A 23,295-nucleotide genomic window follows, 5' to 3' on the forward strand; every position below is an offset into this window, starting at 1 on the left:
GCGATCAGACCGAATAGTACATGTCGTACTCGACCGGATGCGGCGTCATTTCGAAACGCATCACTTCCGCCATCTTCAATTCGATGAAGCTGTCGATCTGGTCGTCGTCGAACACGCCGCCAGCGGTCAGGAACTTGCGATCCTTGTCGAGGCTGTCGAGCGCTTCGCGCAGCGAGCCGGAGACGGTCGGGATCTTCTTGAGTTCCTTCGGCGGCAGGTCGTAGAGATCCTTGTCCATGGCCTTGCCCGGATGGATCTTGTTCTTGATACCGTCGAGGCCGGCCATCAGCATGGCGGCAAAGGCGAGGTACGGGTTGGCGGTCGGATCCGGGAAGCGGACTTCGACGCGCTTGGCCTTCGGGTTCGAGCCGAACGGAATGCGGCAGGATGCCGAACGGTTGCGGGCCGAGTAGGCGAGCAGAACCGGTGCTTCATAACCCGGGACCAGACGCTTGTAGGAGTTGGTCGACGGGTTGGTGAAAGCGTTCAGTGCCTTGGCGTGCTTGATGATGCCGCCGATGAAAAAGAGGCAGTTTTCCGACAGGCCGGCATATTCGTCGCCGGCGAAGGTCGGCTTGCCATCTTTCCAGATCGACATGTGCACGTGCATGCCCGAGCCGTTGTCGCCGAAGATCGGCTTCGGCATGAAGGTTGCCGTCTTGCCATAGGCGTTGGCGACCTGATGGACGACATACTTGTAGATCTGCATCTTGTCGGCGTTGCGCACGAGTGCGTCGAACTTGATGCCGAGTTCGTGCTGGGCAGCAGCCACTTCGTGGTGGTGCTTTTCAACGACCACGCCCATTTCGGAAAGCACGGTCAACATTTCCGAACGCATGTCCTGCAGGCTGTCGATCGGCGGAACCGGGAAATAGCCGCCCTTGACGCGCGGACGGTGACCCAGGTTGCCGGAATCGTAATCGGTGTCGTCGTTCGAGGGCAGTTCCGACGAATCGAGCTTGAAACCGGTGTTGTAGGGGTCGGCCTTATACTTGACGTCATCGAAGACGAAGAATTCAGCTTCCGGGCCGACGAAGATCGTATCACCGATGCCCGAGGCCTTCAGGTAGGCTTCGGCCTTCTTGGCAGTGCCGCGCGGGTCGCGGTTATAGGCCTCGCCGGAGACCGGATCGAGAATGTCGCACATGATCACCATGGTCGACTGAGCGAAGAACGGATCCATATGGACGGTTGCCGGATCGGGCATCAGCACCATGTCGGATTCGTTGATGGCCTTCCAGCCAGCGATCGAAGAGCCGTCGAACATGACGCCATCGGCAAACATGTCCTCGTCCACAGCTACGACGTCCATCGTCACGTGCTGGAGCTTGCCCTTGGGATCGGTGAAGCGAAGGTCGACGAATTTCACGTCGTTATCCTTGATCTGCTTCATGATTTCTTTAACGGTCGCCATGTGTTTCTTCCCTAATGTTATGACGATTTCACCCCGCACTTGCGGCGGGGCGTTTAGATGGCGTCGACGCCGGTTTCACCCGTGCGAATGCGAACGACTTCCTCGACATTCGACACGAAGATCTTTCCATCACCAATACGGCCAGTTTGTGCTGCGGTGCGGATCGCATCGATGACGCGCTCGACATTTTCGTCCGCGAGCACGACTTCCACCTTCACCTTCGGCAGAAAATCGACCACATATTCGGCACCCCTGTAGAGTTCCGTATGGCCTTTCTGACGACCGAAACCCTTAGCTTCGGTGACGGTGATACCCTGCAATCCGACTTCCTGAAGGGCTTCCTTCACTTCATCAAGTTTGAACGGCTTGATGATCGCCTCGATCTTTTTCATGAGAAAATATCTCTCTGCTTCTCTCCCGTTAAGCGGGTCTAGCCCGCCCCGCGTGATTCATGCACAATATGTGCCAGACTCCGGCTGCAAACTCTGTTTTTTGCCAACAGAAACCGCGCGACATTTGCGATCATGCGCAAATTCCGACAAAAAACCAGTATGTTCGTGAGAGAAAGCCGAACTTTTTTGCCGCAGTCGCGCGTTTGGTTGAGGGGACGTAAAACGCCGGTCGGGCGAAGGAAATGGCGAGGTCAAAATAATTGCATATGCACAAAATATCACCATTACTGGGCGACGAATGCCCTTGGTGAGGCATCCTTGCAGCTGGTATATGTTTGGGCATCTTGCTGATTTGATTAAAATAAGGGCAAAGGCTGAAAAATGCTTCTCATCGAACCGGACGCTGTCGCCAAGATTGATTCCGCCTGTATCACCTCCGGCATTCCGGGCTTTGCCCTGATGAATGTAGCGGGCAGGGCGGTGTCGGCGGCCGCCCTGCGGGATTATCCCGGTGCTCTGCGTTATGTCGTGCTGGTCGGTCCCGGCAACAATGGCGGCGATGGTTATGTTGCCGCCAAAGCCCTTATCGAGGCCGGTGCGACGGTGGCGCTTTTCCGGCTGTTTGACGGTCAGCCGACCACTGACGATGCGAAAAGGGCGGCGGCCGAATGCGCGTGTCCGGTTCAAAAGCTTGAAGAATATGTCCCCATGAAAGGCGATGTGGTGATCGATGCGGTCTTTGGGGCCGGATTGACCCGTGGCCTGCCGGCGTCCCTGATCGCCTGTATCGACAAGGTCCAATCCGCTGGCCTGCCCGTCATCGCGGTCGATATTGCCAGTGGCGTCTGTGGCCGCACCGGTCGTATTCTGGCGGGCGCCCTTCATGCCGATCTGACGGTGACTTTCATGGCGCCGAAGATCGGTCAGATGCTGCTTCCGGGCCGGATCCATAGCGGTCGTCTGGAGGTGATCGATATCGGAACGCCGCTGCGCCTGCTGGAGAGATTTGCGTCGTCGACCGGCATCAACCATCCGGCGGTTTGGCAAATCTATTCGGGGCCGCGCGCGGCCGATACCCACAAGTACAGTCACGGCGCGCTGACAGTTTTTTCCGGCGGCGCGAGCCAGTCGGGGGCAGCGAGGCTCGCTGCCGCTGCGGCATTACGGGCTGGCGCCGGGCTCGTCACCATCGCGGCCCCGACCGAGGCCATGGCAGTCAATGCCAACCATATGACGGCGATCATGCTAAGGGAGGTGGATGATCAAAACGATCTTGCGCAGCTTCTCGAAGACAAGCGCCTGCAGACCTTCATTCTCGGGCCGGGCTTCGGTGTTGGCGACAAGGCTCGCGACTTTGCGCTGGCGCTTGCGACGCGCAGGCTGGTTCTCGATGCCGATGCGATCACCTCCTTCCGGGATCGACCTGAGGATCTGTTCGATGCCTTCGCCTTGGGCGAGACGCGGCTGATCCTGACCCCGCACGACGGAGAATTTTCGCGCCTCTTTCCGGATCTGGCTGCCAATCAAGCCCTTTCGAAAGTCGAGCGCGCCCAACACGCTGCCCGACGAGCCCATGCGGTCGTCATTCTCAAGGGAGCCGACACAGTGATCGCCGATCCGGCAGGTCGGGCGACCATCAATATCAATGCGCCGCCGAGCCTTGCCACCGCCGGTTCGGGCGATGTGCTGGCCGGTTTGTGTGGCGCATTCCTTGCACAGAATTATCCCGCCTTCGCGGCTGCCTGCGCCGCCGTCTGGCATCACGGCGATGCGGCACAAAGGGCAGGCGCCGGCCTGACAGCCGAGAGATTGATCAATTTTATTGAAACGTGAATTTGAAAAACTCGCGTACGGCCTTTCGCCAGACCTGATAGACCAGAAAGAACCGACTCCTGGGGCAGGGAATGGAGAAGCGCATGCGGCCGTTGGATATTCTTCTCTTGATTTGCGTTGCGGCCGTCTGGGGCTTCAATTTTGTCGTCATCAAGCTCGGGATCGGTAGTTTTCCACCACTGCTCTTTTCCGGATTGCGCTTCCTGTTTGCCGCTTTGCCGCTCGTTTTCTTCATCGGGAAACCGGATGTTCCGCTGAGGATCATCATCGGCATCGGCCTCGTCCTGGGCGTGGTGAAGTTCTCGCTGCTCTTCATCGGCATGGATATCGGCGTGTCCCCCGGGCTCGCCTCGCTGCTCCTGCAATCGCAGGCCTTCTTCACTGTCATTCTCGGCATGATGGTCTATGGCGATCGGCCGCGCCCGTTGCAGATCGTCGGCATGCTGGTTGCCTTTGCCGGTATCGCCGTCATCGCTTCGACGGTGGATGCGAGCTTCACGTTGACGGGTCTCACCCTGGCTATTGGCGCCGCCATTGCCTGGGCCTTTTCCAACATGCTGATGCGCAAGGCTGGCAAGGTGGATATGCTACAGTTGATGGTCTGGGTCAGTCTGGTGCCGCCACTGCCGCTCTTCCTGATTTCGGCGACCTTCGAAGGCTGGGATCGTGATATGGCGGCGCTGTCGCATCTTTCCTGGCAGGGAATCGGGGCCGTTGCCTATATCGCCTATTTCGCCACCATTTTCGGCTTTGCCGTCTGGGGGGCGATGATCCGGCGCTATGGAACCGCGACGGTCGCACCGTTTTCGCTGCTGGTTCCGATTTTCGGCATGTCATCCTCGGCGATCGTGTTCGGCGAAGCGTTCGGCCCACTCCGGGTCCTTGCCGCGCTCCTGATCGTGATCGGCCTCATCCTCAATGTCGTCAATCCGGCCTGGTTCTCGCGCACGACGAGCCCGGCAAATTGATGGCGCCACAGACGGACGTCAGAGGAGCCGGCTGGTGCGCAACTGGCCGGCTTGCGCCAGCACCGGGTAGGCGATCGAAACGAGCAACGAGTTGATTTCCTTGAGATCCCGCATCGTATCGATGTGGATCGACGAGGAATCGATGCTTGTGACGTTGCCGCCCAGCCGCCGGATATGGTTTTCCTCGCTGTTGCGCACCATTTCGCGCACGATTTCCTTTTCGGCCACCAACTGTCGGGCATGGTCGAGATCGCGATTGACGATGAGATTGAAGGCAAGCCTTGCATTGCGCACCACGCGCTGGTGCATGGTTGTCAGTTCCTTGAGGCCCTGTTCGGAGAAACTGGCGCCGCGCGCCTGCTTCTTGCGGGCCTTGATCAGCATGCTCTGCGAAATGATATCGCCGACCTGCTCGAGATTGATGGTGGCCTCGATCAGTTCCTGCTGGCGTCGCGCTGCATCGGCATTGAGATCGCCGGCAGCGATTTTCGCCAGATAGAGTTTAATCTCGCGATTGAAGCGGTCGACCGAATCGTCCAGCCGCTCGATCTGCTTCATCTGCGGCTCGTCGGGATGCAGGAAGGCATCGAAGATGCGTGTCAGCATCACCTCGATCCGGTCGCACATGCCGATGATTTCGCGGGTAGCGTTGTCGAGCGCACGTGGCGGATTGGTGAGATCGGATGGATTGAGCGCGCTGAGTTGCGTCATCTCCTCGCCATCGTCCTTTTTCGGATCGGCAATCCATTTGTCGAGCAATCCGGCCACCGTTCCAGCAAAGGGCAGGCCGAGAACCATGACGATGGCATTGGCAGCCACATGCAGCCAGACGATCGCATCGGCCGGCGTAGCGAAATGAACGGTCAGATCGAACTTCCACACGAGCTGTAGCGCAAGCGCAAAGACCATGCCGAAGCCGCGGATAAGCACATTGCCGAGCGGCACGATCCGAGCCGCCTTTTCATCGCCCCGCGTCAGCATGGCGCCTATCACTGCGCCGCCGAAATTGACGCCGAGCACGAAGGGGATGATCAGGACCGGGGGAACCAGACCGTGGCTGGCAAGCGACGCCAACAGCAGGATGGTCGCCACGCTCGAATGAAAGAGCCAGGCCAGAAGCGCCGCCAGCGCAAAGGCGGTGACCCAGTCCTGCTCGAGATATCCCATGATGATCGGCAGGACATGGCTGTCCTTGAGCGGCTGCGAGGCTTCGCCGATCAGCCGCAGTGACAGAAGCAGCAGGCCGAGGCCGAAGAAGATGCGCCCCATTTCCTGCCAGCGGCGCGCGGTGGTGCGATAGGCGATGGTTCCGGCAATCAGGAAGATCGGCACCAGAAGCGACAGATCGCGCCGGAGAATTCGGGTGACGAAAGCCGAACCGAGATCGGCACCGAGCAGGGCGGAAATGCCGATGGTTGCAGCCACGTAGCCCGAGGCCGTGAAGCCGGAGACGATGAGGGCGACTGCCGTCGCGCTCTGCAATGCAATGGCCAGGAAGAAACCGGCAACGGCCGCCTTGAACGGATTGCTCAGCGCCGAGCGCATCCGCTCCCGCAACACCTCGCCATAGGCGCGCTCGATACCGGTACGAACCATGCGGGTTGCCCACAGCAACAGGGCAACCGCGCCGGCGAGATTGATGAAAATGATCGAACCGCTCAAGGCCTGCCCCTCCTGGGGATAGAAAAGATCGCTACGCGAACTTGAGAATTATCACCTTGAACTGTATCGGACCTTTCCAGTCGGCGTTCAATCACAATTGCGTCGCGACTGTTCCCATCGCGGCATATGTGACAGTTTTATGACAATTTAAGCGGCGCTATTCCGCTGCCGCCTTCCGCGCCGGCCGCCGTTCCAGCAGTTCCTTGAGAAACTGGCCAGTATAGGAACGCTCGACCTTGACGATCTCTTCCGGTGTGCCCTGGGCGATCACTTCGCCGCCACCATCGCCACCTTCGGGTCCGAAATCGAGGATCCAGTCCGCAGTCTTGATCACTTCGAGATTGTGCTCGATGACGACGACCGAGTTGCCCTGGTTGACCAGTTCGTGCAGCACTTCGAGCAGCTTCGCGACGTCGTGGAAATGAAGGCCTGTCGTCGGCTCGTCGAGAATGTAGAGGGTGCGGCCGGTCGAGCGTTTTGACAGTTCCTTGGCAAGCTTGACGCGCTGGGCTTCGCCGCCCGAAAGCGTGTTGGCCTGCTGGCCGATCTTGATATAGCCGAGGCCGACATCGCGAAGCGAAATCAGCTTGTCGCGCACTGCGGGAACCGCCGAGAAGAACTCGCAGCCTTCTTCGACCGTCATGTCGAGCACGTCGGAAATCGACTTGCCCTTGAAATGCACGTCGAGCGTTTCGCGATTGTAGCGTTTTCCGTGGCAGACATCGCAGGTGACATAGACATCCGGCAGGAAGTGCATCTCGATCTTGATGACGCCATCGCCCTGGCAGGCCTCGCAGCGGCCACCCTTGACGTTGAATGAGAAACGCCCGGCCTGATAGCCGCGCGCCTTGGCCTCCGGCAGGCCGGCAAACCAGTCACGGATCGGCGTAAAGGCGCCCGTATAGGTCGCGGGGTTGGAACGCGGCGTGCGTCCGATCGGCGACTGGTCGATGTCGATGACCTTGTCGATATGTTCGAAACCGTCGATCCGGTCATGTTCGGCCGGGTTTTCACGCGCGCCCATGACGCGGCGGGCAGCGGCCTTGTAAAGCGTTTCGATCAGGAAGGTTGATTTGCCACCGCCCGAAACGCCGGTCACCGCAGTGAAAATGCCGAGCGGCACCGAGGCCGTGACATTCTTGAGATTGTTGGCACGGGCGCCGATCACCTTGATCTCGCGACCCTTCTTGGCCTTGCGGCGCTCGGCGGGAACCGGAACGCCCATCTCGCCGGAGAGATATTTGCCGGTCAGAGAGTTCGGGTTGGCCATGATATCGGCGGGGGTACCTTCTGCTACCACCTTGCCACCATGGATGCCGGCCGCCGGTCCGATATCGACCACATGGTCGGACGTCAGAATCGCATCCTCGTCATGTTCGACCACGATAACAGTGTTGCCGATATCGCGCAGATGCTTGAGCGTTTCGAGGAGCCGCGCATTGTCGCGCTGGTGCAGGCCGATCGACGGTTCGTCAAGAACGTAAAGCACGCCCGTCAGGCCCGATCCGATCTGCGAGGCCAGTCGGATCCGCTGGCTTTCGCCGCCCGACAAAGTGCCAGAATTGCGCGATAGCGACAGATATTCGAGGCCGACATCGTTGAGGAAGCGCAGGCGGTCGCGGATTTCCTTGAGAATGCGCACCGCAATCTCGTTCTGCTTCTGGCTGAGATGGTCGGGAAGCGTCTTGAACCATTCGTTGGCGATCCGGATCGACATGTTCGACACTTCGCCGATATGCAGCCCGTGAATTTTCACCGCGAGCGCCTCCGGCTTCAGGCGGAAGCCGGAGCAGGCCGGGCAGGGGGCCTGACTCATGTAACGTTCGATTTCCTCACGCGACCAGGCGCTATCTGTTTCTTTCCAGCGGCGCTCAAGGTTGGGCACCACGCCTTCGAAGGTCTTGGTGGTCTGGTAGGACCGGGCGCCATCAGCATAGTTGAAGGTGATTTCACGCGCGCCGGTGCCATTGAGAATGGCCTCCTGCGCTTCGGGCTTCAACTCGCTCCAGCGGTTGGAAAGCTTGAAACCATAGGCCTTGCCGAGCGCCTCTAGCGTCTGGTTGTAATAGGGCGACACCGATTTCGCCCATGGCGCCACCGCGCCGTCGCGCAACGTCCGCTCCGGTTCCGGCACGATCAGATCCGGATCGATCTTCATCTGGCTGCCGAGACCGTCGCAGGTCGGGCAGGCGCCGAACGGATTGTTGAACGAAAAGAGCCGCGGCTCGATTTCCGGGATCGTGAAGCCGGAGACCGGGCAGGCAAACTTCTCCGAGAAGAGAATGCGTTCGTGCGTTTCGTTGAGGCTCTTGTTGGCCGAGCCGCCTTCCGCCGTTTCTTCCGGCGGCAACGGCTTGTCGGCGAATTCCGCGACCGCGAGGCCTTCGGCGAGTGTCAGGCAGGTTTCGAGACTGTCGGCGAGACGGGCCGCCATGTCGGGTCGCACGACGATACGATCGACCACGACATCGATGTCGTGCTTGTATTTCTTGTCGAGCGCGGGCGCATCGGCGATCTCATGGAACTTGCCGTCGATCTTGACGCGCTGGAAGCCCTTCTTCATCAGTTCGGCGAGTTCCTTCTTGTACTCGCCCTTGCGACCGCGCACCATCGGCGCCAGGATATAGAGACGGGTTCCTTCCTCGAATGCGAGGATACGGTCGACCATCTGGCTCACTGTCTGGCTTTCGATCGGAAGCCCGGTGGCCGGCGAATAGGGAATGCCGACGCGCGCAAAGAGAAGACGCATATAGTCATGGATTTCGGTGACCGTGCCGACGGTCGAGCGCGGGTTGCGCGACGTCGTTTTCTGCTCGATCGAAATGGCAGGCGACAGACCCTCGATCTGGTCGACATCCGGCTTCTGCATCATCTCGAGGAACTGCCGCGCATAGGCAGACAGGCTCTCAACATAGCGACGCTGGCCTTCGGCATAGATCGTGTCGAAGGCAAGCGAGGATTTGCCGGATCCCGAAAGCCCAGTCATCACGATCAGGCTGTTCCGGGGCAGGTCGATATCGACGCCCTTCAGATTATGTTCGCGCGCGCCGCGGATGGAAATGGTCTTCAATTCGCTCATGAGATGGAAGCTCGTCCGATGACAGGGTTCACCGACCGGTGATATGGTGCGGTGCGATACCTTCTACGTAGTGCCTGTGGCCTTGGATTGGCAAGGGCTGACGCCAATGCCAAAGGCCTGCCGGCTCGACTCTGTTGACAAGTCCTAGCGCAAGCCATAGAACAAATAAAGAACAATCTCGATGGTTGGACTAAAGCTGTGGATGACGGCAGGACGGGGGCGCAGAGACCGGACTGAACCGTTATGGCTGGTTCGAATGTGACGCGCGGCCAGTGGCCGCTTTTTGAGGATGGGACGATGGCGGGTAGCGTGAACAAGGTCATTCTGATCGGTAATGTCGGAGCCGATCCTGAAATTCGCCGCACGCAGGATGGTCGACCGATCGCCAATCTGCGCATTGCGACGTCCGAAACATGGCGCGACCGCAACAGTGGCGAACGCCGTGAAAAGACCGAATGGCATACGGTCGTTGTCTTCAACGAAGGCCTTTGCAAGGTCGTCGAACAATATGTGAAGAAGGGCGCCAAGCTCTATATCGAAGGCGCGCTGCAGACCCGCAAATGGCAGGACCAGAACGGCAACGATCGTTATTCGACCGAAGTGGTGCTGCAAGGCTTCAACTCGACCCTGACCATGCTCGATGGTCGCGGCGAAGGCGGCGGCGCCTCGGGCGGTCGCGGGCAGGGCGGTTATGACCAGGGTGGTTACGACGATTATGGAACGCCGCCGGCGCGCAGCGCACAGCCGTCCGGTCGTTCGTCGTCACCGGCCCCGTCTTTCTCGCGCGACATGGATGACGATATCCCGTTCTGAGAACCCGACGGCCTTGAGCGCGCGCCATGATCGCTGAAATCGGCGTCTATGGCGGTTTGTTTCTGGCGTCACTTGTCGCGGCGACCATTCTGCCGATGCAGTCGGAAGCTGCTCTTGCGGGGCTGATCCTGACCGGAGACTATCCGGTCTGGCTTCTGGTGCTTGTGGCGTCCTCAGGGAACATTCTCGGCTCCGTGATCAACTGGTTGCTCGGTCGCGGCATCGAACATTATCGCGATCGACCCTGGTTTCCAGCCGATGCCGAAAAGCTGGCGCGCGCCGGTCGCTGGTATCGTCGCTACGGCAAGTGGTCGCTGCTTTTTGCCTGGCTTCCGATTGTCGGTGATCCGTTGACAGTGGTGGCCGGCATCCTGCGCGAACCGTTCTGGCCGTTTCTGGCCCTGGTTTCTGTCGGCAAGTTCGCCCGTTATGCCGTGCTGGCGATGATGGTCGGCTGAGACCGGCGCCCAGTCCCTAAGGTCCCGAATAGACGGTCAATGTCGCCCGCAATCCATCGATCACGAATTGGACGGCGAGGGCGGACAGAAGCACGCCGAGCAAGCGCGTCATGATCGCGCGCCCGGTCTGGCCGAGGATGCGGTCGAGCCGGTCGGCAATCACCAGCGCTGCAAAAATGATCGCAAACACCACGGCGATGACGCCGAGCAGCTGGATGCGTTCCAGAGGCGCCGGAAAATTGCCGGCCAGCAGGATGGTGGCGGAAATCGCCCCGGGTCCGGATATCAGCGGGATGGCGAGCGGGAAGACCGCGAGATTGTGAATATGGTCGCGGGTAATCGCCGTTTCCGACGCCTTTTCCTTCCGGTCCTGCCGCTTTTCGAAGATCATCTCGAAGCCGATGAAGAAGAGCAGCAAGCCGCCGGCGATGCGGAAGGCTGGCAGCGAGATGCCGAGCAGGCTCAGAAGTCCCGCACCGGTGACAGCGAAAACGGCCAGGATGAAGAAGCCGATGATGGTGCCGCGCAGGGCGGTCTGCCGCCGTTCGGCCCGGTTCATGCCGGCCGTCAGACCGAGAAAGATCGGCGCCAGCCCGGGAGGATCGGTGGTCACCAGAAGCGTGGTGAAGGCGTTGATGAGCTGATCCAGTCCTGCCATGGCGTCCCCCTGCCGTTCAACAATCTATAGAGGCTGGGCCAGCATTCGACAAGCGTGCCGAAATCCGTTGGTTTCAAGCTTTTGCGGGTAAAAGAACTGTTCATAAGGTGCCCGAAAATTGGCCCTTTTGAAGCCTATCGGCTATAAGGACAAGATGATTCCTGCAATCGAAGAATGTGAACGACTTGACTGAACTGACAACACCAGGCGGCAAGGGCCCGAGCGGCATCGAGCCAATCTCCATCGTCGAGGAAATGCAGCGCTCCTATCTCGATTACGCCATGAGCGTGATCGTGTCGCGTGCGCTTCCCGATGTCCGTGACGGCCTCAAGCCGGTTCATCGCCGCATCCTTTTCGGAATGAACGAGCTGGGGCTCGACTGGAACAAGAAATATGTGAAGTCGGCGCGCGTGACCGGCGACGTGATGGGTAAATATCACCCGCACGGCGATGCTGCGATCTATGACGCACTGGCCCGCATGGCGCAGGATTGGTCGCTGCGCATGCCGCTGATCGATGGTCAGGGCAATTTCGGTTCGGTTGACGGCGATCCGCCAGCCGCCCAGCGTTACACCGAATGCCGCCTTCAGAAGGTGGCCCATTCGCTGCTCGACGATCTCGACAAGGAAACGGTCGATTTCCGGGATAACTACGACGGCACCATGCAGGAACCGGTCGTCATCCCGGCGAAGTTTCCGAACCTGCTGGTCAATGGCGCCGGTGGCATCGCCGTCGGCATGGCCACCAACATTCCGCCGCACAATCTGACCGAAGTCATCAATGCCTGCATTGCGCTGATCGATGATCCGGCGCTCGACCTTCTGAAGATCATGGAAATCGTCCCGGGTCCGGATTTCCCGACCGGCGCCATGATTCTCGGTCGCGCGGGCATTCGTCAGGCTTACGAGACCGGTCGCGGTTCGGTCATCATGCGCGGTCGGGCCCGCATCGAGCCGATGCGAAACGACCGCGAACAGATCATCATCACCGAGATTCCCTATCAGGTGAACAAGTCGACGATGATCGAAAAGATGGCCGAGCTGGTGCGCGACAAGCGCATCGAGGGCATTTCCGACCTGCGCGACGAGAGCGACCGCGATGGCTATCGCGTCGTCATCGAGCTCAAGAAGGATGCCAATGCCGAGGTGATCCTCAACCAGCTTTATCGCTACACGCCGCTGCAGACCTCGTTCGGCTGCAACATGGTGGCGCTGAACGGCGGCAAGCCGGAACAGCTGACCCTGATCGACATGCTCAAGGCCTTCATCACCTTCCGCGAGGAAGTGGTGAGCCGGCGCACGAAATACCTTCTGCGCAAGGCGCGTGATCGTGCCCATGTGTTGGTTGGTCTCGCTATTGCCGTTGCCAATATCGATGAGGTGATCAACCTAATCCGGCGCGCGCCGGATCCGAGCACCGCTCGCGAACAGTTGATGACCCGCCGCTGGCCGGCCGGCGATGTCGAGCCGCTGGTTCGGCTGATCGACGATCCGCGCCACCGGATCAATGAGGACGGTACCTACAATCTCTCCGAGGAACAGGCCCGCGCCATTCTCGACCTGCGCCTGCAGCGCCTGACGGCGCTCGGTCGCGACGAAATCGGCGACGAACTCAACAAGATCGGCGAGGAGATCAAGGACTACCTCGAAATCCTCGGCTCGCGCCTGCGCATCATGACCATCGTCAAGGATGAACTGGCAGCCGTTCGCGATGAATTCGGCACCCCGCGCCGGACCGAGATCGCCGATGGCGGTCCGGACATGGATGACGAGGATCTGATTGCCCGCGAGGATATGGTGGTCACCGTCTCGCATGCGGGCTATGTCAAGCGCGTTCCGCTCGCCACCTATCGCGCCCAGCGCCGTGGCGGCAAGGGCCGGTCCGGCATGGCAACGCGCGACGAGGATTTCGTCACGCGCCTGTTCGTCGCCAACACGCATACGCCGGTTCTGTTCTTCTCTTCGCGCGGTATCGTTTACAAGGAAAAGGTCTGGCGCCTGCCCATCGGCACACCCCAATCCCGCGGCAAGGCGCTTATCAACATGCTGCCGCTGGAACCCGGCGAACGCATCACCACCATCATGCCGCTGCCGGAAGACGAGGATAGCTGGGCCAACCTCGATGTGATGTTCGCGACCACCCGCGGCACCGTCCGGCGCAACAAGCTCAGCGATTTCATCCAGGTCAACCGCAACGGCAAGATCGCGATGAAACTTGAGGAAGAGGGCGATGAAATCCTCTCGGTGGAAACCTGCACGGAATTCGACGACGTCTTGCTGACCACGGCACTCGGCCAGGCAATCCGCTTCCCGGTCGATGAAGTGCGCGTCTTTGCCGGCCGTAACTCGATCGGTGTCCGCGGCCTGACGCTGGCCGAAAGCGACCGGCTGATTTCGATGACGATCCTGCATCACGTCGATGCGGAGGCTTCCGAGCGGGCGGCCTATCTCAAGCGCGCTGCGGCTGAGCGCCGGGCTCTGGGCGTCGATGAAGAAGATATCGCGCTTGTCGGTGAGGATGTCGGCGAAGTCGGCGATCTCACAGAGGAGCGGTATCAGGAACTCAAGGCGCGCGAGCAGTTCGTGCTTACCGTTTCCGAGCGTGGTTATGGCAAGCGGTCTTCGTCTTACGATTTCCGCACCTCGGGCCGTGGTGGCAAGGGTATTCGTGCCACCGATACCTCCAAGACCAACGAGATCGGTCAGTTGGTGGCGGCTTTCCCGATCGAGGATGCCGACCAGATTATGCTGGTATCCGATGGCGGCCAGCTGATCCGCGTACCGGTCAACGGTATCCGCATCGCCAGCCGTGCCACCAAGGGCGTCACCATCTTCTCGACCGCCGCCGATGAAAAGGTCGTGTCGGTGGAACGGATCAGCGAACCCGAAGGCGATGATGAAGCCGAAGGCGAGGGAATGGGTGGAGAGTCTGACCAGACCTGATCCCTGAACCGGAGATCGAAAATCAAGGCCGGCTCCATTCGTGGATGCCGGCCTTTTCATTTTCTAAAGTTCAGGTGAGATCGAAATGGTCCGGCGGCAGGCCGGAGCGGGCGCGGTCGAGCATGAGGAGATAGGCGCGCTCGAGGTTTCGCGTCATGCGGACCGGATCAAATAAAGGCGATGTTTCGCGCGCAGTCGCTAGGTGACTGCGGATGTCCTCGCGATAGCCATGATCGCTTGCCAACCTGATCGCGAGAGCCACATAGGCTTCATCATCCGGAGCTACGAGTTCGTCGAGCCGGACCGAATGCAGGAGGCTCTGGCTCACGCGGGCCTGATAGGCCTGTCCCTGAGCGGTGACAACCGGGACGCCGGCGCGCAGCAGATCCGCCGTCGTCGAATGGCCGTTATAGGGCAGGGTATCGAGTGCCAGATCCGCAAGGCCCAGTGTCGCGAGATAATCTGACATGCCGAGCTTGGCAGTGAAGAAGATGATCCGGTCCTCGGCAATGTCCTGGCGGCGGAACTCGTCGAGGCAGCGCCGCTGTGCTTCAGGCTCGGCGCAGCGAAGCCAGAGGTTGCTCTCTGGTGCTTGCTTGAGGATGCGGCTCCAGAGATCGATCGTTCGCGGTGTAATCTTGTAGAGCGCGTTGAAGGCGGAGAGAACAATCCGGTCATCCGGCAGCGACCAGTCGGCACGGCTCGTGGTCGCATCAGGATAGAAAGAGAGCGCCGGATTCGGCATCTGCACATCCGGCAGGCGGCAGATTTTCTGGTGGTAGTGCGGGAATGAAGTGGTCGGCGTGACGATCGGATCGGAGATCAGATAGTCGATATCGACGCCGGTCACTGTTCCCGGATAGCCGAGATAGGTTGCCGTGACCGGTGCATCGGTTAGCGCAAAAACTCCGAGCCGGGCTTCGGCCGTATGGCCCTTGAGGTCGACCAGAAGATCGATTCCATCGGCAGAAATTCTGGCCACGGCTTCGGCATCGCTCATCCGGTCGATATGGCAGAGCCTGTCCTTGAGGGCGGGTGGCCATCCTTGCTGCACCTTGCGCAATTCGGGTGGCGTGTGACAATAGAGCCGGAAATCGAAGCGCTGCCGGTCATGGTTGCGGAAGATTTCCGCCATCACCGACAGCATGACATGGTTGCCGAAATCGGCCGACACGTAGCCGATTCTCTGTTTTTCGCCGGCGGGACGAGGCGCGCGACGCGTTGGCCGTTGAGCGTTGTCTGTCCCTTGCGGCGTATCGAGGGCGGGCGCGGCAAGCTGTGCTTCGTTCTCGCACCAGTAGAGACGTTGAAGCGCCTGTTCTGCGGCGAAAACGGCGTGATTGGCCGGAACCTGCAGGTCCTGCATGGCGAGATCGAATTGTCGCAGCACCGGAAAATCCGCCACCTTTCGTGCCTGCGCGATCAATCGGGCCCGCAATCTGGCATCCTGCGGATGAGCGTTCACGCCGTCCTGGAGAATTCTATAGGCGCTTTCCGGTTCGCCGATGCGATCGAAGAAGTTGCCGGACCTGCGATGATAGTCGGCGCTCGCGGGGTCGATCTCGGCAAATCCGGCTGTAACGATCTCTTTGCGACCTGCCTGATGAACCATGCGCAGGATGCGGAATGCAAGGGTGAGATCCTGCGGATTTGCCGCAATGCAGGCAACAGCCATATCGGCCAGCGCATTCTGGTCTGCGAGTTGGAGATAGAGCAGGGCGGCGGTCTTCAGGCTGCCAGCGCGTTCCTTCGGATCGAGCGTATGGTGCCCAAGTGCAAGAAACGCGGTCGCGGCAAGGCGCGGTTGTTTCAGCTTGGCATGAAGATTGGCGAGCAGCGCCAGGTGCAGCGGATTTTGGATATCGTCGCGGTCGCGGCCTTGCAGTAATCTGGTGAGTGCCAGGTCCCATGCGCCTTCGCGGTAAGCCGCCAGGGCAGCCTGCAGTCTGTCTTTTTCATCGTCGGTCATCGTCGGAGAGTGGCAAACCAACTTTGAGCGACGCTGACGAAAAAACCGGACGGCTGGAGGTCCGTCCGGTTCAAGAAATGCGAGGATCCACGGGGAGGATCAGATCCTCGCGTCGGGGAGGAGGTCAGAATGCGAGACGGCGATCGTTCGCAAGCCTATCGGCTTCGCTTTCGCGAATCGAATTGAGGATGGAGGAAACGGCGGTGGCGACGAACATAACGGCGATGAGGCCAGCCATGAAGGTCAGGGTCATGTACATCATTTCGGTTGCCTTTCGTTTCGTTGCATCGGTCTGGATGTGCTTCTCTCACATCCGTCGCTTTGCGTCTGTCACTCGGGGAACAGGTGCGGTTTCGACCTGTCCGTCTAACTTGACCCGATATAACCACAGACCATCTGATCGAGCCCTGAATGGCCCGTTCATTTGCCATTCACCTGATGCATAAACGGCACAGGCCATGGAATAGTTCCCGCATGGCGAAATTTTTTCTGCACATGGCGATAAGTTGGCGCGCAAGCGCTGCCGTTTGGCTGCGGGATAGATGAACGATCAGGCTTCTGGCAACGTGAGTCCGTTTGGCAAGGAGATCCAGAGAACCGTCTGCGCTTCCGGAGAATGGCGCGACAGATGGCCTTTGCCATGCGTATCTTCCACCAGAACGTAACTGCCGGCGGAAACGAAGCGCTTGTCGCCATCGCTTGTTTCATACTCGACCGAACCGTTGAGACGAACGGTCAAGACCGGTTCTGGAACCGTATGCCAGGACACTTCGCGCATGCCCGCCGGAATGAATGTCATGCGAACCCGTGAAGCAGGATAGCTGGCTGTCACTTCAAACGGTGTCGCGTCAGGGTGAACCGCAACAGGCGATGTCGGCAGATCGACCTCGTCGAAATGCGATTCTCCATCCGACGTTGAGAAGATGCGGAGACATTTCATCGAGCCAGCTCCATCCGGTTCCGAGAGGTTTTAGGGTCGTATCACAAGGGCCCGGAGAATGTCATGGAAGTCCTTGCCAGTGGGGCATGGCGCACTGGGAAATGGGACGTACCCGCTTACAGATCATTATCGCATAAGATAGATTATGGAACTAAACTGTTGAGCTATCCGATGATCCGTTGGTCCATATCACGTCCGGCCTGATTGACGATCGCCAGCGCCGCACGGTGCAGAATCTGCTGATCGAGTGGATCTATGGACATTCCGGTGAGCTTTTCCAGGCGCTCGCTCACCTTTTCCGGCGCTGTCCTGAAGTTTTGCAGCCGCGCCAGAGCCGTTTTCCGCCAACGCGACGCGTGGGCTCCCGACGCATCGTCGTCAGTTGACCGCAGGTGGTCGATGGCGTCCACGATCGCGACCATGTCCGCGGCATCGCGCAGAAGCTTCGCTTCGGACAGTCCGGCACGTTCGCCCCAATAGAAAACCATCAGCACGCGATGCAGAAAGAGACTGCGCCAGACGGCGACCCGAGACGGCTGCAAACCGGCTTGTGCGAAATGGGCCAGATCATCGAGCATGGCGATACGAACGGACCAGTAGCGCCGGCCGACATCGACCGGAAAGACAAGCTTGAAAGCGACCATCGCAATCAGAGGCCCGGTCAGCACGGCAATCGCCGAGACAATCGAATAAGGCACAGTCATCGTCTGCGGCCAGACCGGCTGCAGAAGCAGAAGCGCGACCATATTGAAATCGAACGCCAGACGGGCTGTCTTCCTGTGAGCAACCAACAAGGCTCCGATCAGGATGACCGGAACCATCCATCCGATCATTCCTGCGGAACTGTCCGCCCACGGCCAGAAGATCCAGCGGCAGACGAGCGCCGCAACCGCACCCAGCAACTGGCCGGCAAAGATCCATCGTAGCGTCAGCACCGGATTTTCGAAGGTCGAAAACACCGACAGCATGATCGCCGTGCCGAGAAGCATGAATCCGCCAATTTCAGAACCGCTGACGAACCAGAGGCCACCAACGGCGGCCATGGCGATGAATATGCGGATGCCGGATCGGGCCGCCATGCGCCCGTCCCGATGAATCGGCGTAGCGGCTCCCGTAACGTCAATCTGGTCCAGGGCGCGGTAGGCTTCCGTAAGGTCATGCAACGTGCGTTGCAGAGCGCGGTCGCTCGCTCTGCGTTCGAGTTGCGCCATCGCAAGAAGCGTGTCGGCAGTGTCGTCATTCAGAGGAAATGTTGTGGCGGAGGTTCCGTCGGCGGACACATGCTGCAACTTGAGAACCACTGCCGTCAGTGTGGCAAGAAGCGCCCTCACCTTCCTTGTTTCCTGTCGCGCTTTGCGGGATCGCGAGGCATTGGCATCGAGGATGCCTTCCAGCGCAGCCAATTCTCCAATCGAAACCCGCGACGCTGTGGATCCATCGGGGGAGCCTGCCAGGACGTTCTGGACATCGAGGAGGATGCGCCGTGTCAATGCGCGCGCCCGTTCGACCGGGCTCATATCGCCACCATCATCGGCAAAGATCCAGCCGATCACCAGGGCCGCCAGCACACCGAGCGCGACCGTCAGCAGCCTGTCGATGCCGATTGCCGCAACATGGGTCGGATGCGCGGCATCCAGCAGCGTTACCATGCCGGCCGTGTAACCAGACAGCATCGCGGCATAGGATGCATAGCCGCGCAGCATGTTGCCAATGAAGGCACAAAGCGCCATCCAGATCGCCATGCCGAGAACGATCAAGGGAATCGCGTTTCCGGCAACCAGCATCAGGCAAAGTCCGAAAGCGGCGCCAATCAGCGTTCCGAGAAGACGGGCGAGACTCTTTTCCAACAAGTGGCCGCGCAATGGCTGTGATACGGCCCATACCGTCATCGCAGACCATTGCGGATGCTCAAGACCAAGCAGAAAGGCAAAGAGAAGCGCGAGGCAGGCTGCGAAAGCGGTGCGGAAAGCGAATGGCAGCCGTGACGTTTCAAAACCGCAGGAGGAAAGAACGTTCATTCGGTCGTCCCGCGCCTCGTCCGAACAATCCCCCGTTCGATCCGGTCAAACATGGTGAGGCTCTGATCGATCTCCTCATCGGACACGTCGGCCAGCATGGCCGTCTCGATCTCTTCGAGGATCGCATAGACAGAGACAAGCGTTTGGCGCCCCTTGTCCGTCAGGATGATAAGCCGCGAACGCCGGTCCCGCTCCGAAACCCGACGCTCGACCAGATCCTGTCTGGCCAGAATATCGAGCAAGCGCACCAGCGTCGAATTGTCCACGCCACACCGCTGGGCGAGCTCGGTCTGGGAAACAGCATCGCCCGACCGGTCAAGATGCACGAGTGGCGGCCATACAGCATCGCTGAGACCGATATCGGAGAGCCGTTCGTCAAGGGCTTGCCGCCAGCGACGAGCAAGGCCGACAAGGGCAAAGCCGAAACGGGCGCGTGATACTATGGAATTCTTCGTCATTCACATTGGTTAGAATATAAATGATTTGAATTCAAATTATATTTACAGGCCGAAATGGCCTGTTCTATCGGCCAACCGGCCTCAGATGATCAGGTTGGCGACGATTTCATTGTTGGTAATGTCTTCATAGCCGAGACCGGCCTGTTCGAAACGCTCCATCAGACCGACGAAATTGTCGCGGTCCTTCGTCTCGATCCCGATCAGGATCGAGCCGAAGTTGCGGGCGGATTTCTTGAGATACTCGAATCGCGCAATATCATCGTCGGGTCCGAACAGGTTCAAAAGATCGCGCAGAGCTCCCGGACGTTGCGGCAACCGCATGATGAAGTACTTCTTCAGCCCCGAATAGCGCATGGCGCGCTCTTTGACATCCGGAAGCCGCTCGAAATCGAAATTGCCGCCGGAGACCACGCAGATGACGGTCTTTCCCTTAAGCTTATCGCGTCCGATCGCCTCAAGCGCGGCGATCGATAGCGCGCCGGCAGGCTCAAGCACGACGCCTTCGACATTCAGCATCTCGATGATCGGAACGCAGATGGCATTTTCCAAGATCAGCAGCACCTGATCGGGGGAGAAATCCTTAAGTGCCGCGTAATTCAGATCGCCGATCCGGGCTACGGCGGCACCATCGACGAAATTGTCGACTTTCGGCAATGTCACAACCGCATGTGCCTCGAGGCTTTTCTTGAGGCTGGGCGCTCCTGTCGGTTCGGCAAAGACGAAGGCTTCCTTTGGCAGTTGATCACCGAGATAACCGGTGATCCCCGCGGAAAGCCCACCGCCACCGACCGGCATCACCACGAGATCGGGCATCATGCCCTCCGGCAACTGGGTGACGAATTCGGCGGCAACGGTCGCCTGCCCTTCGATGATATCCGCATGGTCGAACGGCGGTACCATATAGCCGTTTGTGGTTTCTGCATGGGTCCTTGCCGCGGCGTAGCACTGGTCGAAAATATCGCCGATCAGCTTGATGGTGATGAAGGAGCCGCCGAACATTCGAGTCTTGTCAATCTTCTGCTGCGGTGTTGTCACCGGCATGAACACGACACCCTGAACACCGAAATGCCGGCAAACGAAGGCAAAGCCCTGGGCATGGTTGCCCGCTGAGGCGCAGACGAATGTCGTATCACCCTTGCCGCTGCCAATGACCTTGCGCATGAAGTTGAAGGCACCACGGATCTTGTAGGAACGGACCGGCGACAGGTCCTCGCGCTTGAGCCAGATCTCGGCGCCATAGCGCCGGCTCAGATGTTCGTTCAGTTGCAGTGGCGTTTCGGGAAACAGTTCCCGCATGGCCAGCAAGGCCTCATCAACATTCGCGCGCAGCATCGCCCTCACCGTCTCTGGTTGAGGGTCCCCTATCGCATAGCGCTGTCGGCATGGCAAATGCGCCTGACGCATGCCAGACCGCCGATATTGGTCCAGTCAGAGCGCAGGAAGATCGCCGCGCTGCCAGTTTTCCTGCGTCTCCGCCATGAAATCGGCATAGCGGCCCTCTTCGATCGCCTTGCGGATGCCGCTCATCAGTTCCTGGTAATAATGGAGATTGTTCCAGGTCAGCAGCATTCCGCCCAGCGCTTCGTTGGACCGGACGAGATGATGCAGATAGGCGCGGGAATAATCGCGGGCCGCCGGGCAGGTCGATTCCTCGTCGAGCGGGCGCATATCCTCGGCATGACGGGCATTGCGGATATTGACCTTGCCGCGGCGCGTGAAGGCCAGACCGTGACGGCCCGAACGGGTCGGCATCACGCAGTCGAACATGTCGATTCCGCGGGCGACCGATTTCAGAATGTCATCCGGCGTCCCGACGCCCATAAGGTAACGCGGCTTCTCTGTCGGCAGATGCGGATTGACGGTTTCGATCATCTCCAGCATCACATGCTGCGGCTCACCGACCGCCAGGCCGCCGATCGCATAGCCCTTGAGATCGAGTGCCCGCAGCATTTCGGCGCTACGCACGCGCAGATCCGGCTGGTCGCCGCCCTGGACGATGCCGAACATCGCCTTGCCCGGCTGGTTGCCGAACGCCACCTTGCAGCGCTCCGCCCAACGAACCGACATTTCCATGGCACGTTCGATTTCCTTGCGCTCGGCCGGCAGAGCCAGGCATTCGTCGAGCTGCATCTGGATATCGGAATCGAGGAGACCCTGGATCTCGATCGACCGTTCCGGCGACATGAAATGCAGTTGTCCGTCGAGATGGCTCTTGAAGGTCACGCCCTTCTCGTCGAGCTTGCGAAGGCCCGACAGCGACATGACCTGGAAGCCGCCCGAATCCGTCAGGATCGGATGCGGCCAGCGAATGAGTTCATGCAGACCACCGAGGCGCGCCACCCGTTCCGGACCCGGACGCAGCATCAGGTGATAGGTATTGCCGAGAATGATATCGGCGCCGGTCTCGCGCACCTGATCGAGATACATCGCCTTGACGGTGCCGACGGTCCCTACCGGCATGAAGGCCGGTGTGCGGATCACGCCGCGCGGCATCGACACTTCGCCACGCCGGGCCTCGCCATCCGTGGTCAGAACCTGGAACTTGAATTCCGAATGCATCAGTCTTTCCTCGTCAGCAGGCTGGCATCGCCATAGGAATAGAAACGGTAGCCGGTGTTGATCGCATGCTCGTACGTGGCCCGCATCTCGTCGAGACCGGCCAGGGCAGACACCAGCATGAACAGCGTCGATCGCGGCAGATGGAAATTGGTGAACAGCCGGTCGACGATCCGGAATTTGTAACCGGGCGTGATGAAGATATCGGTCGCCCCCGACCAGGCTTTCAGCGTCCCATCCGGTGCCGCCGCACTTTCGAGAAGCCGGAGCGATGTCGTTCCGACCGAAATGACCTTGCCGCCGCGGGCGCGTACGGCATTGATCCGTTCGGCTGCGGCAGCATTGATGGTTCCGATCTCAAAATGCATCACATGATCGTCGGTATCGTCGGCCTTGACCGGCAGGAAGGTCCCCGCCCCCACATGAAGCGTCACGAAGGCACGCTCGACACCCATTGCATCGAGCCGGTCGAACAGGTCAGGCGTGAAATGAAGGCCCGCCGTGGGAGCGGCCACCGCCCCCTCCTCGCGCGCATAAATCGTCTGGTAATCGGAACGATCCCGACTGTCTTCCGGGCGCTTGGAGGCGATATAGGGCGGCAGCGGAATATGGCCGACCGCGGCAATTGCCTCATCCAGCGCCGCACCCGACAGTTCAAACCGCAGCGTGACTTCGCCGCCGTCGCCCTTTTCCTCGACCAGGGCCGAAAGCGAGCCAAGCAAGCAGGTTTCGGCCGCAGGACCGAACACCAGCCGATCGCCAACCTTGATGCGTTTGCCCGGACGGGCGAACGCCTTCCAGCAATCGAGTGCGGTGCGCATGTGGAGGGTCACCGAGACCGAAGCCTCATTGTCTCCCCTCACCCGCATTCCTTCAAGCTGGGCGGGAATGACCTTGGTGTCGTTGAAGACGAGAATATCGCCGGGAGAAACGAAATCGGTCAGATCCTTCACTTCAGCGTCGATGAAGCGACCGTCGGCTTGCGGCACGAGCAGACGTGCCGTATCGCGCGGATTTGCCGGTCTCAGGGCAATCCGTTCCTCGGGAAGGTCAAAATCGAACTGGTCTACGCGCATTGTCGTTCCGGTTGCCGCACCGGTTGGGTGAGGCTTCGCTCAAATAAAAACCGCCCCGG

The 23,295-nt window shown here is 59.7% G+C and carries 18 protein-coding genes; 5 read left to right on the forward strand and 13 right to left on the reverse strand.

The annotated features are described in order from the left end of the window. Positions 1–4: 4 nt before the first annotated feature. Both glnA and Q4481_RS09085 read right to left on the reverse strand, forming a co-directional pair. Complete coding sequence (gene glnA, locus Q4481_RS09080; protein ID WP_304376019.1) at positions 5–1,414, reverse strand: type I glutamate--ammonia ligase; 1,410 nt, start codon at positions 1,412–1,414, stop codon at positions 5–7. Positions 1,415–1,467: 53 nt separating this feature from the next. Continuing rightward, positions 1,468–1,806 (reverse strand): P-II family nitrogen regulator, encoded by a 339-nt coding sequence (locus tag Q4481_RS09085; protein WP_304376020.1) that lies wholly within the window; start codon positions 1,804–1,806, stop codon positions 1,468–1,470. A gap of 381 nt (positions 1,807–2,187) precedes the next feature. On the opposite strand from Q4481_RS09085, the gene Q4481_RS09090 reads away from it, so the two are divergent. Together Q4481_RS09090 and Q4481_RS09095 are read left to right on the forward strand one after the other, a co-directional pair. Beyond that, positions 2,188–3,639: an NAD(P)H-hydrate dehydratase gene (locus tag Q4481_RS09090; protein ID WP_304376021.1), complete on the forward strand. Its 1,452-nt coding sequence runs from the start codon at positions 2,188–2,190 to the stop codon at positions 3,637–3,639. 83 nt (positions 3,640–3,722) lie between these two features. Beyond that, positions 3,723–4,607, forward strand: a complete 885-nt coding sequence (locus Q4481_RS09095; RefSeq protein ID WP_304376022.1) for an EamA family transporter — start codon at positions 3,723–3,725, stop codon at positions 4,605–4,607. A gap of 18 nt (positions 4,608–4,625) precedes the next feature. On the opposite strand, the gene Q4481_RS09100 is transcribed toward Q4481_RS09095, so the two are convergent. Together Q4481_RS09100 and uvrA are read right to left on the reverse strand one after the other, a co-directional pair. Further along, positions 4,626–6,269: a Na/Pi cotransporter family protein gene (locus Q4481_RS09100; RefSeq protein WP_304376023.1), complete on the reverse strand. Its 1,644-nt coding sequence runs from the start codon at positions 6,267–6,269 to the stop codon at positions 4,626–4,628. Positions 6,270–6,426: 157 nt separating this feature from the next. Beyond that, the gene (gene uvrA, locus Q4481_RS09105; protein ID WP_304376024.1) at positions 6,427–9,348 is read right to left on the reverse strand and encodes an excinuclease ABC subunit UvrA; all 2,922 of its coding nucleotides are present in this window, start codon (positions 9,346–9,348) and stop codon (positions 6,427–6,429) included. A gap of 297 nt (positions 9,349–9,645) precedes the next feature. Here uvrA and Q4481_RS09110 point away from each other — a divergent pair, with 297 nt between their 5' ends. Continuing rightward, entirely contained in the window at positions 9,646–10,161 is a 516-nt protein-coding gene (locus tag Q4481_RS09110) for a single-stranded DNA-binding protein (protein WP_304376025.1), read from the forward strand. A 29-nt stretch (positions 10,162–10,190) separates the two neighbouring features. Then, positions 10,191–10,619, forward strand: a complete 429-nt coding sequence (locus tag Q4481_RS09115; RefSeq protein ID WP_304376089.1) for a YqaA family protein — start codon at positions 10,191–10,193, stop codon at positions 10,617–10,619. Between the two features lie 16 nt (positions 10,620–10,635). Here the strand turns inward: Q4481_RS09115 and Q4481_RS09120 are convergent, their stop codons facing one another. Beyond that, a complete protein-coding gene (locus Q4481_RS09120) occupies positions 10,636–11,277 on the reverse strand; it encodes a MarC family protein (protein WP_304376026.1) in 642 nt (213 codons plus the stop codon). A gap of 185 nt (positions 11,278–11,462) precedes the next feature. Between Q4481_RS09120 and gyrA the strand changes: the two genes are divergently transcribed. Further along, positions 11,463–14,219 carry a DNA gyrase subunit A gene (gyrA, locus tag Q4481_RS09125; protein WP_304376027.1) on the forward strand — a complete coding sequence of 919 codons (2,757 nt, stop codon included), beginning with the start codon at positions 11,463–11,465 and terminating at the stop codon, positions 14,217–14,219. 70 nt (positions 14,220–14,289) lie between these two features. Here gyrA and Q4481_RS09130 read toward each other — a convergent pair whose 3' ends face one another. From Q4481_RS09130 to queA, 8 genes are all read right to left on the reverse strand, one after another. After that, the gene (locus Q4481_RS09130; RefSeq protein WP_304376028.1) at positions 14,290–16,188 is read right to left on the reverse strand and encodes an O-linked N-acetylglucosamine transferase, SPINDLY family protein; all 1,899 of its coding nucleotides are present in this window, start codon (positions 16,186–16,188) and stop codon (positions 14,290–14,292) included. A gap of 124 nt (positions 16,189–16,312) precedes the next feature. Then, positions 16,313–16,450, reverse strand: coding sequence for a hypothetical protein (locus Q4481_RS09135; protein WP_304376029.1), 138 nt, complete (start codon positions 16,448–16,450; stop codon positions 16,313–16,315). 288 nt (positions 16,451–16,738) lie between these two features. Continuing rightward, positions 16,739–17,128 (reverse strand): cupin domain-containing protein, encoded by a 390-nt coding sequence (locus tag Q4481_RS09140; protein ID WP_304376030.1) that lies wholly within the window; start codon positions 17,126–17,128, stop codon positions 16,739–16,741. A 164-nt stretch (positions 17,129–17,292) separates the two neighbouring features. After that, positions 17,293–19,146, reverse strand: coding sequence for an FUSC family protein (locus Q4481_RS09145; RefSeq protein ID WP_304376031.1), 1,854 nt, complete (start codon positions 19,144–19,146; stop codon positions 17,293–17,295). Next, complete coding sequence (locus Q4481_RS09150; RefSeq protein ID WP_304376032.1) at positions 19,143–19,604, reverse strand: MarR family winged helix-turn-helix transcriptional regulator; 462 nt, start codon at positions 19,602–19,604, stop codon at positions 19,143–19,145. Before Q4481_RS09150 ends, Q4481_RS09145 begins: the two co-directional genes overlap by 4 nt. Positions 19,605–19,685: 81 nt before the next feature. Beyond that, on the reverse strand, positions 19,686–20,936 hold the full coding sequence (gene ilvA, locus Q4481_RS09155) for a threonine ammonia-lyase (protein WP_304376033.1): 1,251 nt from the start codon (positions 20,934–20,936) through the stop codon (positions 19,686–19,688). A 96-nt stretch (positions 20,937–21,032) separates the two neighbouring features. Continuing rightward, positions 21,033–22,163 (reverse strand): tRNA guanosine(34) transglycosylase Tgt, encoded by a 1,131-nt coding sequence (tgt, locus tag Q4481_RS09160; RefSeq protein WP_304376034.1) that lies wholly within the window; start codon positions 22,161–22,163, stop codon positions 21,033–21,035. Next, the gene (queA, locus tag Q4481_RS09165; protein WP_304376035.1) at positions 22,163–23,236 is read right to left on the reverse strand and encodes a tRNA preQ1(34) S-adenosylmethionine ribosyltransferase-isomerase QueA; all 1,074 of its coding nucleotides are present in this window, start codon (positions 23,234–23,236) and stop codon (positions 22,163–22,165) included. Before queA ends, tgt begins: the two co-directional genes overlap by 1 nt. Positions 23,237–23,295: the final 59 nt, after the last annotated feature.

Origin of the sequence: Fluviirhizobium alvei, from assembly GCF_030551875.1 — a bacterium.
GTDB classification, from domain to species: domain Bacteria; phylum Pseudomonadota; class Alphaproteobacteria; order Rhizobiales; family Rhizobiaceae; genus Rhizobium_E; species Rhizobium_E alvei.

Coding starts and splice junctions, on each gene's coding strand:
- uvrA (WP_304376024.1), bottom strand. CDS start 9,348: ATGAGCGAATTGAAGACCATTTCCATCCGCGGCGCGCGCGAACATAAT.
- tgt (WP_304376034.1), bottom strand. CDS start 22,163: ATGCATTCGGAATTCAAGTTCCAGGTTCTGACCACGGATGGCGAGGCC.
- Q4481_RS09145 (WP_304376031.1), bottom strand. CDS start 19,146: ATGAACGTTCTTTCCTCCTGCGGTTTTGAAACGTCACGGCTGCCATTC.
- Q4481_RS09135 (WP_304376029.1), bottom strand. CDS start 16,450: ATGATGTACATGACCCTGACCTTCATGGCTGGCCTCATCGCCGTTATG.
- Q4481_RS09140 (WP_304376030.1), bottom strand. CDS start 17,128: ATGAAATGTCTCCGCATCTTCTCAACGTCGGATGGAGAATCGCATTTC.
- Q4481_RS09095 (WP_304376022.1), top strand. CDS start 3,723: ATGCGGCCGTTGGATATTCTTCTCTTGATTTGCGTTGCGGCCGTCTGG.
- Q4481_RS09090 (WP_304376021.1), top strand. CDS start 2,188: ATGCTTCTCATCGAACCGGACGCTGTCGCCAAGATTGATTCCGCCTGT.
- Q4481_RS09110 (WP_304376025.1), top strand. CDS start 9,646: ATGGCGGGTAGCGTGAACAAGGTCATTCTGATCGGTAATGTCGGAGCC.
- ilvA (WP_304376033.1), bottom strand. CDS start 20,936: ATGCTGCGCGCGAATGTTGATGAGGCCTTGCTGGCCATGCGGGAACTG.
- Q4481_RS09120 (WP_304376026.1), bottom strand. CDS start 11,277: ATGGCAGGACTGGATCAGCTCATCAACGCCTTCACCACGCTTCTGGTG.
- Q4481_RS09150 (WP_304376032.1), bottom strand. CDS start 19,604: ATGACGAAGAATTCCATAGTATCACGCGCCCGTTTCGGCTTTGCCCTT.
- Q4481_RS09130 (WP_304376028.1), bottom strand. CDS start 16,188: ATGACCGACGATGAAAAAGACAGACTGCAGGCTGCCCTGGCGGCTTAC.
- glnA (WP_304376019.1), bottom strand. CDS start 1,414: ATGGCGACCGTTAAAGAAATCATGAAGCAGATCAAGGATAACGACGTG.
- Q4481_RS09085 (WP_304376020.1), bottom strand. CDS start 1,806: ATGAAAAAGATCGAGGCGATCATCAAGCCGTTCAAACTTGATGAAGTG.
- queA (WP_304376035.1), bottom strand. CDS start 23,236: ATGCGCGTAGACCAGTTCGATTTTGACCTTCCCGAGGAACGGATTGCC.